At 64.9% G+C, this 17,483-nt stretch carries 17 protein-coding genes and 3 tRNA genes; 14 read left to right on the top strand and 6 right to left on the bottom strand.

Annotation, left to right across the window (positions count from 1 at the left end):
* Positions 1–87: 87 nt before the first annotated feature.
* The 6 genes from rnc to nagZ are packed head-to-tail and all read left to right on the top strand — an operon-like array spanning position 88 to position 5,229.
* Entirely contained in the window at positions 88–1,170 is a 1,083-nt protein-coding gene (gene rnc, locus QCE48_RS10275) for a ribonuclease III (RefSeq protein ID WP_309787936.1), read from the top strand.
* 55 nt (positions 1,171–1,225) lie between these two features.
* A complete protein-coding gene (era, locus tag QCE48_RS10270) occupies positions 1,226–2,125 on the top strand; it encodes a GTPase Era (RefSeq protein ID WP_309787937.1) in 900 nt (299 codons plus the stop codon).
* The gene (gene recO, locus QCE48_RS10265; protein ID WP_309787938.1) at positions 2,112–2,996 is read left to right on the top strand and encodes a DNA repair protein RecO; all 885 of its coding nucleotides are present in this window, start codon (positions 2,112–2,114) and stop codon (positions 2,994–2,996) included. Before era ends, recO begins: the two co-directional genes overlap by 14 nt.
* Positions 2,993–3,760, top strand: a complete 768-nt coding sequence (gene pdxJ / locus QCE48_RS10260) for a pyridoxine 5'-phosphate synthase (RefSeq protein ID WP_309787939.1) — start codon at positions 2,993–2,995, stop codon at positions 3,758–3,760. Before recO ends, pdxJ begins: the two co-directional genes overlap by 4 nt.
* Before the next feature lie 13 nt (positions 3,761–3,773).
* The gene (acpS, locus tag QCE48_RS10255; RefSeq protein WP_309787940.1) at positions 3,774–4,178 is read left to right on the top strand and encodes a holo-ACP synthase; all 405 of its coding nucleotides are present in this window, start codon (positions 3,774–3,776) and stop codon (positions 4,176–4,178) included.
* A 22-nt stretch (positions 4,179–4,200) separates the two neighbouring features.
* The gene (gene nagZ, locus QCE48_RS10250) at positions 4,201–5,229 is read left to right on the top strand and encodes a beta-N-acetylhexosaminidase (RefSeq protein ID WP_309787941.1); all 1,029 of its coding nucleotides are present in this window, start codon (positions 4,201–4,203) and stop codon (positions 5,227–5,229) included.
* 62 nt (positions 5,230–5,291) lie between these two features.
* On the opposite strand, the gene QCE48_RS10245 is transcribed toward nagZ, so the two are convergent.
* From QCE48_RS10245 to earP, 4 genes are all read right to left on the bottom strand, one after another.
* A complete protein-coding gene (locus tag QCE48_RS10245; RefSeq protein WP_309787942.1) occupies positions 5,292–6,677 on the bottom strand; it encodes a sigma-54 dependent transcriptional regulator in 1,386 nt (461 codons plus the stop codon).
* A gap of 184 nt (positions 6,678–6,861) precedes the next feature.
* Complete coding sequence (locus QCE48_RS10240; protein WP_309787943.1) at positions 6,862–7,197, bottom strand: BON domain-containing protein; 336 nt, start codon at positions 7,195–7,197, stop codon at positions 6,862–6,864.
* Positions 7,198–7,457: 260 nt separating this feature from the next.
* Positions 7,458–8,015, bottom strand: a complete 558-nt coding sequence (gene efp, locus QCE48_RS10235) for an elongation factor P (RefSeq protein ID WP_309787944.1) — start codon at positions 8,013–8,015, stop codon at positions 7,458–7,460.
* A 182-nt stretch (positions 8,016–8,197) separates the two neighbouring features.
* Positions 8,198–9,400 (bottom strand): elongation factor P maturation arginine rhamnosyltransferase EarP, encoded by a 1,203-nt coding sequence (gene earP / locus QCE48_RS10230; RefSeq protein ID WP_309787945.1) that lies wholly within the window; start codon positions 9,398–9,400, stop codon positions 8,198–8,200.
* Positions 9,401–9,544: 144 nt separating this feature from the next.
* Here earP and uvrC point away from each other — a divergent pair, with 144 nt between their 5' ends.
* The 6 genes from uvrC (at position 9,545) to QCE48_RS10200 (ending at position 13,488) form a co-directional block, all read left to right on the top strand.
* A complete protein-coding gene (gene uvrC / locus QCE48_RS10225) occupies positions 9,545–11,656 on the top strand; it encodes an excinuclease ABC subunit UvrC (protein WP_309787946.1) in 2,112 nt (703 codons plus the stop codon).
* A 104-nt stretch (positions 11,657–11,760) separates the two neighbouring features.
* Positions 11,761–12,357: a CDP-diacylglycerol--glycerol-3-phosphate 3-phosphatidyltransferase gene (pgsA, locus tag QCE48_RS10220; protein ID WP_116567926.1), complete on the top strand. Its 597-nt coding sequence runs from the start codon at positions 11,761–11,763 to the stop codon at positions 12,355–12,357.
* A gap of 124 nt (positions 12,358–12,481) precedes the next feature.
* Positions 12,482–12,557 (top strand) — tRNA-Gly (locus tag QCE48_RS10215).
* A 59-nt stretch (positions 12,558–12,616) separates the two neighbouring features.
* Positions 12,617–12,692: transfer RNA gene (locus tag QCE48_RS10210), tRNA-Gly, on the top strand.
* Between the two features lie 92 nt (positions 12,693–12,784).
* Positions 12,785–12,858 (top strand) — tRNA-Cys (locus QCE48_RS10205).
* Positions 12,859–13,005: 147 nt separating this feature from the next.
* Positions 13,006–13,488 (top strand): GNAT family N-acetyltransferase, encoded by a 483-nt coding sequence (locus tag QCE48_RS10200; RefSeq protein ID WP_309787947.1) that lies wholly within the window; start codon positions 13,006–13,008, stop codon positions 13,486–13,488.
* A 48-nt stretch (positions 13,489–13,536) separates the two neighbouring features.
* On the opposite strand, the gene QCE48_RS10195 is transcribed toward QCE48_RS10200, so the two are convergent.
* The gene (locus QCE48_RS10195) at positions 13,537–14,394 is read right to left on the bottom strand and encodes a cytochrome c oxidase assembly protein (protein ID WP_309787948.1); all 858 of its coding nucleotides are present in this window, start codon (positions 14,392–14,394) and stop codon (positions 13,537–13,539) included.
* A complete protein-coding gene (locus QCE48_RS10190; RefSeq protein WP_309787949.1) occupies positions 14,391–15,020 on the bottom strand; it encodes an SCO family protein in 630 nt (209 codons plus the stop codon). Before QCE48_RS10190 ends, QCE48_RS10195 begins: the two co-directional genes overlap by 4 nt.
* A 298-nt stretch (positions 15,021–15,318) precedes the next feature.
* On the opposite strand from QCE48_RS10190, the gene otsB reads away from it, so the two are divergent.
* Positions 15,319–16,083, top strand: coding sequence for a trehalose-phosphatase (otsB, locus tag QCE48_RS10185; protein ID WP_309787950.1), 765 nt, complete (start codon positions 15,319–15,321; stop codon positions 16,081–16,083).
* Positions 16,080–17,459 (top strand): alpha,alpha-trehalose-phosphate synthase (UDP-forming), encoded by a 1,380-nt coding sequence (gene otsA / locus QCE48_RS10180; RefSeq protein WP_309787951.1) that lies wholly within the window; start codon positions 16,080–16,082, stop codon positions 17,457–17,459. The genes otsB and otsA overlap by 4 nt, the downstream gene beginning before the upstream one ends.
* Positions 17,460–17,483: the final 24 nt, after the last annotated feature.

Below are 17,483 nucleotides of genomic sequence, written 5' to 3'. Positions count from 1 at the left end.
GAAGCGCGGCTAAGGTCGCATCTTCACGCGCTTTCCCCCGTTTTCCGGCCGGAATCCCCGCTCCCGGCGCCGCGTTATACTCTGTCCATGCCCTCATCTCCGTTGGAAAGCCGGCTGCAATACGAATTTCGCAATGCGGAATTGCTGCGCCAGGCGATGACCCACCGCAGTCACAGTGCCACGCACAACGAACGGCTCGAATTTCTTGGCGATTCCGTTCTAAATTGCGTGGTAGCGGCGCTTTTGTTCCAACGATTCGGAAAACTCGACGAAGGCGATCTTTCCCGCGTTCGCGCCAATCTCGTCAAACAGCAGTCGCTGTATGAAATTGCGCAGGCGCTGAACGTCTCCGAGGCGCTGCGCCTGGGCGAAGGCGAACTGCGCAGCGGCGGCTTCCGTCGTCCGTCGATTCTGGCGGATACGCTCGAAGCGATCTTCGGTGCGGTCTTCCTCGACGGCGGATTCGACGCGGCGCATACGGTCATCAAGCGTCTCTACGCGCCGATTCTCGATCACATCGATCCGCGCACCATCGGCAAGGATGCCAAGACGCTTCTCCAAGAATATCTGCAAGGCCACAAGATCGCATTGCCGACTTACACCGTGGTCGCGACGCACGGCGCCGCGCACAACCAGCAATTCGAAGTGGAATGCACCGTGCCGAAGCTCGACGTGAAGGTGTCGGGTTCGGGCGCGAGCCGCCGTGCGGCCGAGCAGGCGGCGGCGAAGATGGCGCTCGACGGAGTGATGGCCGCCGCACCCGCGCTCGCCGTCAAGCCGAAGCGCAAGGGCGCGCGGGCAGCGAAGCTGGCGGAGGAAGTCGTGCCGGGCGTGACCGGCGTGCAGACGGCGCTCGATCTGCGTTCGCCCGACAGGAAGGAACGCGAGCGGTTGCGCGCAGCCGAATCCGCGCCGCTCGCCGTGATTCGCGCGGCGCACGTCGAGCCGTCGGCGAACGCTTACGCCACGGCGGAGCGGCCCGAGCGCGCCGTGATCCATCGATCGGAAAAGGTCAGCGAGAAAGCCGCAGACAAGCCTGCCGAGCCGCAGGCCGCTCCTGCGTCCGCAAATCAGCAGGCGGCCGAATCCGCCGAAGCGCAATCGAATCACGAAACGCAAGACAACCACGAGACGCATCAGGTCGCGCGCGCCGCCGACACCGGCCATTGACGCCGCCCCGAGCCCCGGCGCACGCATGCGCCTCACGAATTTGCCGCACACACATATGAACGCTTCCACTCCCACTGGTTTTCGCTGCGGCATGGTCGCGATCGTCGGCAGGCCGAATGTCGGCAAATCGACGCTGATGAATGCGCTCGTCGGCCAGAAGGTCAGCATCACGTCGCGCAAGGCGCAGACGACGCGTCACCGCATCACCGGCATCAACACGCTCGACGACGCGCAGTACATCTTCGTCGATACGCCCGGTTTCCAGACGCGCCACAGCGGCGCGCTGAACCGCTCGCTGAACCGCGCGGTGACGTCGACGCTCACGTCCGTCGATGCGATCCTCTTCGTGATCGAAGCCGGCCGTTTCGGCCCGGACGACCAGAAGGTGCTCGATCTGATTCCGAAGGGCACGCCTACGCTCCTGATCGCGAACAAGCTCGACCACGTGAGCGACAAGAACACGCTGTTCCCGTTCATGCAGAAGATGGGCGCGCTATTCGACTTCCGCGAGATCGTGCCGATGTCGGCGAAGAATCCGGACGACATCAAGCGCCTCATGGACGTCGTGAAGCCGTACTTGCCCGAAGGCGAGCCGATCTACGGCGAGGACGATCTGACCGATCGCAGCGAACGTTTTCTCGCCGCCGAAATCCTGCGCGAGAAGGTGTTCCGCTGGACCGGCGACGAATTGCCGTACACGAGCACGGTGCTCATCGACAAGTTCGAGACCGAAGGCCGCCTGCGCCGTATCTTCGCGACGATCATGGTCGAACGCGACACCCACAAGGCGATGATCATCGGCCAGAAGGGCGCGAAGCTGAAGCAGATCAGCACCGAGGCGCGGCTCGACATGGAAAAGCTCTTCGACGGCCCGGTGTATCTCGAAACCTTCATCAAGGTGAAGAGCGGCTGGGCGGACAACGAGGCAGGATTGCGCGCCTATGGGTACGAATGAGGCGTGGGTGACCCGCAACCCCGACTCTTCCGACCGGCTCGAAGAAGACACGTTCGACGCCGAGCCCAAGCCTGCGGCGTCTAAAAAACGACGTTCGCCGTCTTCGTCCGCCGCCGCGCCGTCCGCGCCCAAACGGCCGCGCGCCGCGCCGCGTTCCGATTTCCGCATCGCCGAGCAGCCCGGCTTCGTGCTGCACAGCTATCCGTATCGCGAGACGAGCCTCGTCATCGACGTGTTTTCGCGCGATCACGGCCGTGTCGCGCTTGTGGCGAAGGGCGCGAAGCGCCCGCACTCCGCGCTGCGCGGCGTGCTGCAGACGTTCCAGCCGCTCGGGCTTTCGTGGACCGGCCGAGGCGAAGTCCGCACGTTGACGACGGCCGAATGGGTCGGCGGCATGCTGCCGCTCGCGGGCGATGCGCTGCTGTGCGGTTTCTATGTCAACGAACTGCTGGTCAAGTTCTGCGCGCGCGAAGACGCGCATCCCGCGCTCTTCAACCACTATGTGCTGACGCTTTCGCGCCTCGCGCACGACGAACCGCCCGTGCAGGTGCTGCGTTCGTTCGAGCGCGTGTTGTTGCGCGAAACCGGCTATGCGATGGCGCTCGATCGCACGATCACGCGTCAGCCGGTCGCGGCCGACCGCAAATACGTCTTCGATCCCGAGCGCGGCGTGCGCGAGGCGTCGGACGAAGTGCCGCCGCAATGGCCGGTGATCGCCGGCCAGACGCTCCTCGACATGGAAGAGGACGACTACAGCCGCCCGCAAACGGCGGCGCAAAGCAAGACGCTGATGCGCTTTTTGCTCAACGTCTATCTGGGCGGTACGCCGCTCGCCACCCGTCAGATCCTGATCGACCTGCAAAATCTATGAGCTTCTTTCTGTCGTCATCGTCGAACGTGATCGATCTCGGTGTGAACATCGACCACGTCGCCACGCTGCGCAACGCGCGCGGCACGAACTATCCCGATCCGATCCGCGCCGCGCTGCAGGCCGAGGAAGCCGGCGCCGACGCCATCACGCTGCATCTGCGCGAAGACCGCCGCCATATCGTCGACGCGGACGTGAAGACGCTGCGCCCGCTCCTCAAGACGCGCATGAACCTCGAATGCGCGGTGACGAAGGAAATGCTCGACATCGCGTGCGCGATCAAGCCCCACGACGTCTGCCTCGTGCCGGAAAAGCGCCAGGAACTGACGACCGAAGGCGGTCTCGACGTCGCGGGCCAGTTCGAAGCCGTGAAGGCCGCCTGCCGTCAACTCGCGGATGCGGGCGCGCGCGTCTCGCTCTTCATCGACGCCAACGAAACGCAGATCCGCGCCGCGCACGAAGCGGGCGCGCCGGTCATCGAACTGCACACGGGCCGCTACGCCGAAGCGCACGAAGAAGCCGAGCAGCAGCGCGAGTTCGAGCGCGTCGCGCGCGGCGTCGACTTCGGCAATTCGCTCGGGCTCAAGGTGAACGCAGGACACGGCCTGCACTACACGAACGTGCAGCCGATCGCGGCGCTCGAAGGCATCGTCGAGCTGAACATCGGCCATGCGATCGTCGCGCATGCGATTTTCGCCGGCTGGGAAAACGCCGTGCGCGAGATGAAGGCGATCATGGTCGCGTCGCGCCTCGCGGCCGCGCGCTGAACGGAGCCGCGCGATGGCGATCTACGGAATCGGCACCGACGTCGTGCAGGTGAGCCGCGTCGCGGCGGTGATGGAGCGCACGAAAGGGCGCTTCGCCGAAAAAGTGCTCGGCGCCGACGAACTGCGCGTCTATCACGCGCGAAAGGCGCGCTCCGAAGTGCGCGGCCTCGCGTTCCTCGCGACGCGTTTTTCCGCGAAAGAAGCGTTCTCGAAGGCGATCGGCCTCGGCATGCGCTGGCCGATGACCTGGCGCGCGCTGCAGACGCTTAACGAGCCGAGCGGCAAGCCGAAGATCGTCGCCTCGGGCGAACTGGCCGCGTGGCTCGATGCGCGCGGCATCACGGCACAAGTCACCGTGAGCGACGAGCGCGACTACGCGGTGTCGTTCGTGATCGCCGAAACTTCCGATCCCTCCTGAAAAAATAATCCCTTTGGACTCGATGAAACGCACTCCTGGACCCGTCATGCTCGACGTGGTCGGCACCACGCTGACCGACGCGGACATCCGCCGCATCGCCCATCCGATGACAGGCGGCATCATCCTGTTCGCGCGCCACTTCACGGACCGCGCGCAGCTCGTCGCGCTGACTGAAGCGATCCGCCACATTCGCGAGGACATCCTGATCGCCGTCGATCACGAAGGCGGCCGCGTGCAGCGTTTCCGCACCGACGGCTTCACCGTGCTGCCCGCGCCGGGCAAGCTCGGCGAACTGTGGGACCGCGACGTCCTGCTCGCGACCAAGACCGCGACCGCGTTCGGCTACGTGCTCGCGGCGGAGTTGCGCGCATACGGTATCGACATGAGTTTTACGCCGGTGCTGGACCTGAACTACGGCCAGTCGAAGGTGATCGGCGACCGCGCGTTGCACAGCGATCCGCGCGTCGTCGCGATGCTCGCAAAAAGCCTGAATCACGGGCTCGCGCTCGCGGGCATGGCGAACTGCGGAAAGCATTTTCCGGGACACGGCTTTGCATCGGCGGATTCGCACGTCGCGCTGCCGACCGACGACCGCCCGCTCGACGAGATTCTCGCCGCCGACGTGAAGCCTTACGACTGGCTCGGGATGGCGCTCGCCTCGGTGATTCCGGCGCATGTGATCTACACGCAGGTCGACGAGAAGCCCGCCGGGTTTTCGCGCGTGTGGCTGCAGGACATTCTGCGCGGCAAGCTCGGCTTCAACGGCGCGATCTTCAGCGACGATCTCTCGATGGAAGCCGCGCGCGCGGGCGGCACGCTGACCGAAGCGGCGCACGCCGCGCTCACCGCGGGGTGCGACATGGTTCTGGTCTGCAACCAGCCCGAGGAAGCGGAGAAGGTGCTCGACCAGTTGCGCTTCGAGCCGTCGAAGGCGTCGGTGCAGCGATTGAAGAAGATGCGTGCGCGCGGCAAGGCGCCGCACTGGGACAAGCTGCACAAGCAGGTCGACTATCAGCAGGCGAAGGCGCTGTTGCAAAGCGCATTGGGCTGAACCGAGCGCGATAAAAAAGCCACGGCAGCGATGCCGTGGCTTTTTCCTGGCTGACGCGGCACTCAGGGTTCGAGCTTCATCCGCTGCAGCTTGTTGTAGAGCGTCTTCGGGCTGATGCCGAGCAGCGTCGCCGCGCGATGGCGCGTGCCGCCGACCGCGTCGAGCGTCGCGCGGATCAGCATGTCCTCGACATCCGCGAGCGCCGTACCGACCGTCACCTGCACGCTGCTGCCGTTCAGGCCGCGTCCGCCCGCACCGCCGTGCTCGTCGGCGTGAAGCGTTTCGATCACATCGCCCGACGCGTGATACGCGCGCCGCACCCGCTCGCGCAGTTCGCGCACGTTGCCGGGCCATTCCTGCGCCAGACATTCGCGGATGAACGACGGGCTGATGCGCTTCGGCGAGCCGCTCGTCACGCCGACGATATGGTTTTCGCGGTTCAGTTCTTCGACGAAATGCTCCGCGAAGAGGGCGATGTCGTCGTCGCGGTCGCGCAGCGGCGGCAGCGCAATCGACGAAGCGTTCAGCCGCAGGTAAAGGTCTTCGCGCAAGGCGCCGTCGTCGATGGCTTGCCGTACCGGCGTGCGCGTCGCGGCGATCAGGCGGAAGTCGGTCATGATGCGGTTGCTGCCGCCGACGCGCATGAACGTCTGCGAGTCGAGCGCGCGTAAGAGCGCTTCCTGCTGCGCGTGGGGCAGCGCGTCGATCTGTTCGAGAAAGAGCGTCCCGCCGCCCGACTGTTCGAGCAAACCCGGCTCGCGATTCTCCGCGCCGGCGAACGCGCCGCGTTCGTGGCCGAACAGCAGGCTGTCCATCGAGCGCAGGGTGGAATCGCGCGACATGGCGCAATCGAACGCGATGAACGGACCCTTGCGTCGGCGGCTCAACTCGTGCAGCGTGCGCGCGGCTAGCTTCTTGCCGGTGCCCGGCTCGCCGCAGATCAGCACGGCGGCTTCGGTCGGCGCTGTCTGCTCGATCAGGTCGTAGACGTGCTGGATCGTGCTGCTGCGCCCGAGCATCGCGCCGAAATGGCCGAGTTCGCGCAGTCGGGTGCGCAGCACCTGGACTTCCTCCGTCAGCTCGTACGGCCGCGGGATGCGCGCAAGGAGGCTGCGCAGCCGCGGAATGTTGACGGGCTTCAGCAGATAATCCCAGATACCGTGCCGCAGCCCTTCGATCGCGCTTTCCACGGTCGCGTTACCCGTCATCACGATCACGGGCAGCGCGCCGTCCGGCGGCTGCGCGGGCAGGCTCGGCAGCAGATCGAGACCGCTGCCGTCAGGCAGGTTCAGGTCGATCAGCACGACATCGGGGATGAAACGGGTGAGCGCGGCCCGCGCTTCGGCGAGCGTCGTCGCGGTATCGACGGAAAAGCCGTCGGCCGCCAGGATCGCGGACAGGCCGGACAGGCTATTGGGATCGTCTTCGACAATCAGTGCGTGTGGCATGGCGGACACAACGTATCAAAATGGTCTGTAATCGCTCGAAACCGGACTTCAGCGCGACGCTCGGGCTGACAGCCGGGGCGTCCTCGCCCATTGGCGCGACGTCCGATCCGGCTGCGAGCACGCGAGTGCCGCTTCGGTCTCCTGCGTCCTGCGCGTATCTTTACGCGTCGTTCAGTGCGGCCCGCTACTGCGGCTTCACATGAAGGTCGTTCTTCACGGACTGAACGCCCGACACGCTGCGGGTAACGGCGACTGCCTTCTCGATCTGCACCTCCGAGTTCACGAATCCCGACAACTGCACGACGCCGCGATACGTTTCGACACTGACCGCTAGTGATTTCAGGCCGGGGTCGGCAAGCAGCGCCGCCTTGACGCGCGCGGTGATCGCGGCGTCCGAGGAATACTCGCCGGCGGATTCGCTCGTCGATGTCGATGAGCACCCGGCGGTGAGCAGAATCGCAGGCGCGGACAGCGCGGCGGCGATCAAAAGCCGGGCGGCGACGTTGTTTTGTTTTCGCATGGTTCGTCGTCGAGTAGGAGATTCATGGATATAGCAGAAATCGTGCCAATTCCGAAACGTCTGGAAAAACAGCGCTCGGGTCGTGGTTAAGACGGACGACCGCGCCATAATTTCAAGATGATCCCGGTAAAGTTTGCCTGAACACGCCCAAAACTTCACGCAAAAGAAAAAGCGCCCGGGCGGGCGCTTTTCTTTTGCTTCGCGGACTGCGGCGACATCGCGCGGCGCGGACGATGTCAGCGCCGCCGGATCGTGCGTCTTTAGGCGCGGCTGCGGTACTCGTTGGTACGCGTGTCGATTTCGATCTTGTCGCCGATACTGCAGAAGAGCGGCACTTGCAGTTCCATGCCGGTGTTGATCTTCGCGACCTTGAGCACCTTGCCCGACGACGTGTCGCCCTTGACGGCCGGTTCCGTATAGATGATCTCGCGGACGACCGTGGTCGGCAGTTCGACCGAAATCGCCTTCTCGTTGTAGAACACGACCTCGCACGGCATGCCGTCTTCGAGGTAGTTGAGCGCGTCGCCCATCATTTCGGCTTCGACTTCGTACTGGTTGTAGTCGGCGTCCATGAACACGTACATCGGGTCCGCGAAGTACGAGTAGCTCACTTCCTTGCGGTCGAGCATCACGACGTCGAACTTGTCGTCGGCCTTGTACACCGACTCCATGTTGCCCGCCGACAGCAGATTGCGGAACTTCATCTTCACGACAGCCGAGTTGCGGCCCGACTTGTTGTACTCGGCCTTCTGCACGACCATGGCATCGCTGCCGATCATGACGACGTTGCCAACGCGGAGTTCTTGTGCGGTCTTCATAAGTAAAACTGTCCTGTGGTTTCTTTCAATACTTCAGCGCCTGGCGAAGCCTCGCTGCGGACGCTGACAAATTAGCGGGAGCCTGGAAATCTGGACGGCTCATACGATGCCGAACTGCGCTTTCCGTGCATCGCCCGGCGACGCTAACGGAGTTCGCAAGACACGAGCCGTTGGATAACCGCTTATTTTAACTGAGTTTTTGCGGTTTCGGCCAGTTCGGCGGGCAGATTGGCATCGAGATGCGAGGCCACGTGCGCGACAAGGTTGCCGGCCAGATCGCCGACGGCGGCGAGTTCCGCCGCCCATTGCGCCGCGCGCGCTTCGAGCAGCGCACGATGTCCCCAGAAATCCGCCCAGTCCGGCGTTCCGGCCCCGTTCCAAGCATGCCAGAAGCGCGCGACCGATTCGCGGGCTGCGTCGGGCAGGCCGCTCGCGTAGTGGGCGAGGGCGGCGTCGAGCTTTGGCAGATGGGCGTCGTCGGATTGCGGATAGATGTGCCAGACGAACGGCTTTTGCGCCCATTGCGCCCGCACGAACGAATCCTCGCCGCGCACGAAATTGACATCGGCGGCCCACAGGAGCGCATCGAAGTGCGGCTGTTCGACGAAACCGATGGCATGCGCGGTCAGCGAGCCGAGCGCGGCGGCGTCGCCCGCCGCGAACTGCGGCAGGCCGAAAAATCGCGCGACCGCGCCCGAAATGCGCCCTTGCGGCACCAGCAGCACGACCGGGGACGGGCCGTCGCGCCATTGGGCGAGCAGCGGGTCGATCGCGGGATTCTCGTAGGCGAAGAGCGATACGACCGTGCGTTCGGGGCCCGGCGGCGCGATGCCGGCGCGCTCGCGCCACCAGGCATTGCGGTCGAACGTGGCGCGCCCGGCGTCGAGCGCGCGCTCCTTCAGCACGCCGCCGGTGCCGTGACCGAGGCCCGGAAAGAAGAATGTCTTCACGAGCGCGAAGCGCGGATGTGGCGACGGCCGCAGATGGAAATCCGCGACCCAGTCCTCCGCGCTCAGATAGTCGAGGTTGATCCACACCGGCTTGCGTTCGCGCCGCGCCATGGCCGCGACGTACACGGGCGGCAGTTCGCAGCCGAACGCCTCGATCACGACATCGGCGATCTGCAGGACTTCGCCCGCGTGCGACGGCTCGTGCCAGTGCTCGATCACGACGCCGGCCGCCTCCTGCCGCGCGAGGGCCGGATCGACGGCGTGGCAGAGCGCGTGAAAGGCCCGCAGATCGTCGACGAAGAGGCGCACCTGCCAGCCATGCTCGTCGGCGAGCTGGCGCGCGAGGCGCCAGCAGACGCCGATGTCGCCGAAGTTGTCGATGACCGCGCAGAAAATGTCGCAGGCGATTTCCGGGGAGTGAGCGGCTGTGACCATGGACGCGCCTCGCGCGGCGAACGAGCCGCGTAATGATCTAAACTGGCGATTCTAAGACAGCGCCGATCGCTTGACAGCCGATCCACCGCCGTTTCAAGGCAGGCATGGCCCGCTCGCCGCGCACTTTCCGCTTCGTTTAGCTGCATGACAGACACCGACGCATTCGACCCCAAGAAGATTCTCGCCCAGTTGCCGAACCTGCCCGGCGTGTACCGCTACTACGACGCCGACGGCGCCGTGCTGTACGTCGGCAAGGCGCGCAACCTGAAAAAGCGCGTGTCGAGCTATTTCACGAAGACGCTGCATTCGCCGCGCATCGCGATGATGGTCACGCGCATCCGCAAGATCGAAACGACGGTCACGCGTTCCGAAGCCGAGGCGCTGTTGCTTGAGAACAATCTCATCAAAGCGCTGACGCCGCGCTACAACATCCTTTTTCGTGACGACAAGTCTTATCCGTATCTGAAGCTGACCGGCCATCAGTTTCCGCGCATGGCGTACTACCGCGGCGCCGTCGACAAAAAAAACCAGTATTTCGGTCCGTTCCCGAGCGCGTGGGCGGTGCGCGAGAGCATCCAGATTCTCCAGCGCGTATTCCAGTTGCGCACCTGCGAGGATTCCGTGTTCACCAACCGCACGCGGCCGTGCCTCCTGCATCAGATCGCGCGCTGCACCGCGCCATGCGTCGGGGCGATCGGCGAGGAGGACTACGCGCGCGACGTCGCCAATGCATCGCGCTTTCTGCTCGGGCGCCAGGGCGAAGTGATGAAGGAGCTCGAACAGAAGATGCACGGTTTTGCCGCCGAGCTGAAATTCGAGCAGGCCGCGGCCGTGCGCAACCAGATGAGTTCGCTGTCGACCGTGCTGCATCAGCAGGCGATCGAAGTCGGCGGCGACAACGACGTCGATATCCTCGCGGTCGTCGCGCTGGGCGGGAAGGTGTGCGTGAATCTCGCGATGGTGCGCGGCGGCCGCCATCTCGGCGACAAGGCGTATTTCCCGGCGCACGTCGAAGCGGCGCTCGATATCGGCGACGAAGCCGCCGCGGACGCCGCGAACCCGGACGACCTCGAACTGATCGAGGGCGTAGCGCCGATCGTCGTCGAGGAAGTTGGGGTCGAGGAGTCCGCGTTGCTCCCTGGCGTCGCGGCGGACGAGCCCGAGCCGGACGCGATGCCAGAGCCCGAAGCAGCACCGAGCCGCGAAGGAGCGCTCGAATCGGAAGTGCTCGAAGCGTTCATCGCGCAGCATTACATCGGCAACCGCGTGCCGCCCGTGCTGGTCGTGAGCCACGCGCCGGCGAGCCGCGAACTGGTCGATCTGCTGATCGAGCAGGCCGGGCACAAGGTCACACTTCTGCGCCAGCCGCAGGGACAAAAGCGCGTCTGGCTTTCGATGGCCGAACAGAACGCGAAGCTTGCGCTCGCGCGCCTGCTCTCCGAACAAGGCTCGCAACAGGCCCGCACGCGCGCGCTCGCCGACACGCTCAGCCTCGAAATGGACGACCTCGCGCACCTGCGCATCGAGTGCTTCGACATCAGCCATACGATGGGCGAGGCGACGCAGGCGTCGTGCGTCGTGTATCACCATCACAAGATGCAGTCGGGCGAATACCGGCGCTACAACATCACCGGCATCACGCCCGGCGACGATTACGCCGCGATGCGCCAGGTCCTCACGCGCCGCTACGAGAAGATGGTCGCGCAGGCCGCGGCCAACGCCGCCGACGAAGCCACGACGCTGCAACCCCAAGACGCCGCCGATCCCAACGTCACGCCCGATGCGGCCGAACCGGTAGCTGCGGGCGGTCTTCTGCCGAACATCGTGCTGATCGACGGCGGCAAGGGTCAGGTCGAAATCGCGCGGCAGGTGTTCGCGGAACTCGGGCTCGATCGCGGGATGCTGGTGGGCGTCGCGAAGGGCGAAGGGCGCAAGGTCGGGTTGGAAACGCTGGCTTTCGCCGATCACCGCGCGCCGCTCGAACTCGGCAAGGAAAGCGCGGCGCTGATGCTCGTCGCGCAGATTCGCGACGAAGCGCACCGCTTCGCGATCACCGGCATGCGCGCGAAGCGCGCGAAGGCGCGTCAGACGTCGCGGCTGGAGGAATTGGAAGGCGTCGGCGCGAAACGGCGCCAGCGGCTTCTGTCGCGCTTTGGCGGTTTGCGCGGCGTGCAGGCGGCGAGCGTCGAGGACCTGGCGAGCGTCGAAGGCATTTCGCACGCGCTCGCCGAGCAGATCTACAAGCAGTTGCACTGAAGCCGCGCCAGGCCGCCCCAAGGGCGGCCGTGGCGCTTGCCTTGTGACATGAGGTGTCAAGCGGCACAATGGCACCTCCCTTACACGTTGCTGCGCCTGAGCCGATGCCGTTCAACCTACCGATCTTTCTGACGTGGCTGCGAATCGTGCTGATTCCGCTGGTCGTGGGCATCTTCTACCTGCCGGACGTGATGATGAGCCCGGAGCACCGCAACCTGCTTGCGATGGTCATCTTCGTGCTCGCCGCGCTCACCGACTGGTTCGACGGCTTTCTCGCGCGCAAGCTCAACCAGACATCGTCGTTCGGGGCGTTTCTCGATCCCGTCGCCGACAAGCTGATGGTCACCGCCGCGCTCCTCGTGCTCGTGCAGCTGATGCGCCTGAACGCGGTGATCGCGCTCGTGATCGTCGGGCGCGAGATCACCATTTCGGCGCTGCGCGAATGGATGGCGCAGATCGGGGCATCGAAGAGCGTCGCCGTGAACCAGCTCGGCAAGTTCAAGACCGTGTGCCAGATGGTCGCGATTCCGATGCTGCTTTTCTACGGGCCGCTGCGCATCTACGGGACGCAGTTCGTCGTCGATACGCGCGTCTGGGGCTTGTGGCTCATCTATGTCGCGGCGTTCCTCACTGTCTGGTCCATGCTCTACTACATGAAACTCGCGTGGCCGCAGATCCGCGAGCGTGGCGGCACGTTATAAATTGCGTCGAAGCGTAAAAGGGTGCATACAAAACTATTGACACCGCTTCGAGGGTTCTACATAATCTCGTTTCTGTCGAGTGAGCGCTGAAACAAAGCGCAAAACGAAGACAAAGAAGCAGCATGCGGGAGTAGCTCAGTTGGTAGAGCGCAACCTTGCCAAGGTTGAGGTCGCGAGTTCGAGACTCGTCTCCCGCTCCAGGTTTTGAAGTCGTCGCTGTCTGGCGCAGCGGCGATGCAGCAGCAAAGTGCAGGACAATGCGGGAGTAGCTCAGTTGGTAGAGCGCAACCTTGCCAAGGTTGAGGTCGCGAGTTCGAGACTCGTCTCCCGCTCCAATCAAGGGGAAGCCGAGCTTCCCTTTTTGTTTGGTGGCCCGGCCTGATGCTTCAGAACACGTCGAAGCGCAACCGGCACCAACACCGCTTACGGCGCGATAGCAAAGCGGTTATGCAGCGGCCTGCAAAGCCGTTTAGACCGGTTCGACTCCGGTTCGCGCCTCCAAGTAAGAAAAAGCCCTGACCTCGCGGTCGGGGCTTTTTGTTTTGCGTGTCCCGTTTTGCATGGGTGCCCGTGCGACTGCATCGCGCGGCATAATCGCAGGATTTTCCACCCACGGCCACGTGCCGCACGCCCGTCCCTCAGCCGATCATGACCGACTCCCTTTCCCGATTCGACTGGCGCTGGAAGCCATTCAGCGAACTCTCGGCCACCGAGGTCTACGACATGCTCGGCGCGCGCAGTGCCGTGTTCGTCGTCGAGCAGAACTGTGTCTATGGCGATGTCGATGGCCTCGACCTCGACGCGTGGCATCTCTTCGCGTACGGCGAAGGAGAAAAGCGCGCGGCGCTCGCCGGCTATCTGCGCGTGCTTCTGCCGGGGCATCCGGACGCATCGGAGACCGACGTCCGCATCGGCCGCGTGCTGACGACCGCCGGCTTTCGCGGCATGAAACTCGGCAACGCCATGCTCGAACGCGCGCTCGACCATATCCTGACGCAGTGGCCGCAACAGCCGATCCGGCTGCACGCGCAGGCGCATCTGCAGAAGTTTTACGGGGCGTTCGGCTTCGAGCCCATCTCCGATGTCCACGACGAAGACGACATTCCGCATGTCTGGATGCGTCGTCCGTAATTCACGTCGCTCGTTCACGTCGCTCATTCACGTCACTCATTCACGTCACTAAGCTTCGAGCGGTGTCAGAGGCGACGCGCGCGTCTCACGCAGACGCGCCCGCGCCGACAGCCGCAGCCAGTGACGCAGCGCGATCAGCGCGCCGATCACGCTCATCATCGATCCCGGAATCCACAGCAACAGCCCGCCGACCTGCTGATCGCGCATCGGGCTGATCCAGGTGAATGCGCGGCCGCAGATCGAATAGATCGGATACAGCTCGTGCGGCGTGAAGAAGATGTATGCGCCGAGCAGGATCTGCGGCGGAATCGCGGCGATCACGAGCAGGATGCGCCGCCCCGGCGCGAGCCGTGCGGGCGGCGCGGGTCGCGGATCGAGCACGAGCCACCAGAACAAGAGCCCGTCGAGCACCATGCTCCAGTTCATCACGCGATAGAGGCGCCAGTCGAGCATCGCCTTGAAGTGGATCGGCGAAAGCAGCCAGAAATAAATCAGGCCGACGAAGAGCGTCACCGCGATCACCGGATGGAACAGCACATCGGCGGTGACGCGCGCGCTGCGCGTGTTCATCGCGGGAATCAGCCAGCGTTGCCGCCATCGAAACGGGATGCCCGCCCGCAGCGCCGCGCCCGGATACGACAGCGCGATCAGGAACGGCCCGAGGTGATGCAGCACGAGATGCTGCAAGCGATGCATGAAGAATTCGTGCTCGAAGAAGTAATCGAGCCGCGTGTGCAACGCGACGTAGATGCCCGCCAGACCCAGCCAGAACGCGAGGCGCCGCGCGAACGACACCCGCGCATGCCGCGCGCCGCGCGCGAACAGAATCGCCGCGATTAGCACGGCGACGACGACCGTCGGCGAGAATTCCCACGGTTCGAGCCAGTAGAAGAGCGTCGCGATCATGACTTCGCCGTCTCGATGACGCGTCGCAGGTCGTGCGCGATGGCGTCGATGGAATCGTTATCGGTGGCGAGCAGGCGCGCGCGGCCTTGCGCATCGAAGATGTAGACCGCCGAACTGTGCGTGACCTCATACGTGCCGTTCGCGTCGCGCTTTTCCATCTGGTACGCCACGCGGTAGCGTTTCGCGAGCGACTCGATCGCCCGGTCCGAACCCGTCAGGCCGACCGCGTGTTGCGCGTCGAACGCGCGGACGTAGGTGTGCAAGGCGGCAGGCGTGTCGCGCGAGGGATCGACGGTGATGAAGACGATCTTCGCGCGATTCGCGTCGGCGCCGATCTGCTGGAGCACTTGCATGAGCCGCGCCATCGTTTCGGGGCACACGTCGGGGCAGTGCGTGTAGCCGAAGTAGACGAGCGTCGCGCGGCCGGCGAACGACTCGCCATTCACTGCGCGGCCGCTGTCGTCGACGAGCGAGAACGACAGGTCGGGCAGATGACCGCTGACATCGGTGAGGCGCCAGGGTTCGGCGGGCCGCGAACAGCCGGCGAGGAGGGCACAAAGCGCGCAAAGCGCGAGCGTGGCGGCGACGAGCCGTCCGTCACGCCGAAGCTGGAACAAAAAAGGCATTTCGGACTCGATCAGATACGGCCGGGCAGACCGGTTTTCGCGACTCTATCGCAAAATAGACGCCTGCTTCGGCGGCTCGGCGCATCATCTCGAAAATGGGGCGTTTTGCCGCAGCCCCGCTGTATAAGGCTGTAAGGGCGATGAAGCGCGCTTGTAAGCCGATTCGCGACGGCGCCGCGCGATCGACCCGGCTCGCGTGCTTGGCGTCCGGCGAAAAGCCTGCTCTCTCGAAAACGGCGCGGCTCGCGGTAATATGCGCACACTTTTCCGGTCATCTCCGGTTCGAAGGTCCACATCGATGCAAGCACTTCCTCGCACCCTGGCTCTCGCCGACACGGCTTTTTTCTTCGACTTCGACGGCACGCTCGTCGAACTCGCGCCAACGCCCGACGGTATCGTCGTGCCGCGCGTCGTGCCCGAACTCCTCGCGACGCTTACGCGCGAAACCAACGGCGCGGTCGCGGTGGTGTCGGGCCGCGGCATCGACAGCATCGATTCGTTCGTCTCGATGCCCGACCTGCCGGTCGCGGGCCTGCACGGCGCCGAGCGGCGCGATTCGAACGGCGACGTCGCGCGCATCGGGTTCAACGATGAGCGGCTCCTGCGCATGGAGCACGTGCTCGAAGACGTGGTCGGCCGCAATCCCGGCATGCTGCTCGAAATCAAGGGCGCGGCGCTCGCGCTTCACTATCGCAACGCGCCGGACCGCGAAGCGGCGGCGCGCACGGCCACCGAGCGCCTGGTCGCGCAGTACGCCGACGCCTACGTGCTGCAACCCGGCAAGATGGTCTACGAAATCAAGCCGAAGGACGTCGACAAGGGCCGTGCCGTGCGCGCGTTCATGAACGAGCCGCCGTTCACGGGCAGGAAGCCGGTGTTCGTCGGCGACGACCTGACCGATGAGAAAGGTTTCGCCGTCGTCAACGAACTCGGCGGGCTGTCGATCAAGGTCGGTGCCGGCGACACCCTCGCGCATGCGCGCGTCGAGTCGGTGCCGGCGTTCCTCGACTGGCTGCAAGGCGTGGCCGACGCGGCGGGGAAGGGCGCCGGGGCGAACCCATGAGCCGCCTGATCATCGTGTCGAACCGCGTCGCGCCGATCTCCGAAGGCGGCCCGGCGGCGGGCGGACTCGCGGTCGGCGTCTACGATGCGCTCAAGGAAACCGGCGGCATGTGGTTCGGCTGGAGCGGCGATGTGCTCTCGGCGCCGGCCGAGGGCATCAGTCTGGAAGAGCGCGGACCCGTGACCTTCGCAACCATCGGCCTCGTGCAGCGCGACTACGACCAGTACTACCGCGGCTTCTCGAACGCGACGCTCTGGCCCGCTTTCCACTATCGTCCGGACCTGATCCAGTTCGAGCGTCACGAGTTCGATGGCTATTGCCGCGTGAACCGCTGGCTCGCGGAGCAGCTCGCGCCGCTCCTGAAGCCCGACGACGTCATCTGGGTCCACGACTATCACCTGATTCCGTTCGCCGAGGCGCTGCGCGAGATCGGCGTGACGAACCGGATCGGCTTTTTCCTGCACATTCCGTTTCCCGCGTCGCAGATCCTGCTGTCCGTGCCGCGCCACCGCGAACTCGCCGACGCGCTCTGTTCCTTCGACCTGCTCGGCTTCCAGACGGCACCCGACCTGCGCGCGTTCTGCGACTACATCGAAACAGAAGCGAACGGTACGGTCGAGCGTCACGCCGACGCGCCGTGCCGGATCAGCGCGTTCGGCAAGACGCTGAAGGCGGCGGCGTATCCGATCGGTGTCTATCCGGACGAGATCGCCGCGCTCGCGAAGGACGGCGAAAGCGGCCGCGACGTGCAGATCGTCAAGGCGACGCTGCATGAGCGCAAGCTCGTGATGAGCGTGGACCGGCTGGATTACTCGAAGGGCCTCGTCGAGCGTTTTCGCGCGTTCGAGCGGCTGATCGAGCACCAGCCGCAGCAGCGCAACAACGTGTCGTTCCTGCAGATCGCGCCGCCGACACGCGCCGACATGGACGCCTATCGCGATATCCGGCTGCAACTCGAAGCGGAATCCGGACGCATCAACGGACGCTACGCCGAACTCGACTGGACGCCGATCCGCTATATCCACCGTCAATACGAGCGGCCCGTGCTGGCGGCGCTCTTTCGCGAATCGCACGTCGGGTTCGTCACGCCGTTGCGCGACGGAATGAACCTGGTCGCGAAGGAATACGTGTCGGCGCAGGACCCGGACGATCCCGGCGTGCTCGTGCTGTCGCAGTTCGCGGGCGCGGCGCGGGAGCTGACCGGCGCGCTGATCGTGAATCCGCTCGACATCGACGGCATGGCCGACGCGCTCGCGGCCGCGCTTTCGATGCCGCTCGACGAGCGGCGGGCGCGGTATCGGGATATGTTCGTTTCGCTGCGGAAGAACAACGTCTCCGTGTGGCGGGATAACTTCCTGCGGGATTTGCGGCAGTAATCGTGCAACGGGGCGCCGAAAAGC

Source organism: Caballeronia sp. LZ024, from assembly GCF_031451455.1.
In the GTDB taxonomy this organism is placed as follows: Bacteria; Pseudomonadota; Gammaproteobacteria; order Burkholderiales; family Burkholderiaceae; genus Caballeronia; species Caballeronia telluris.
The sequence above is the reverse complement of the archived record's forward strand: the minus strand, read 5'-3'. Positions and strand labels throughout refer to the sequence as shown.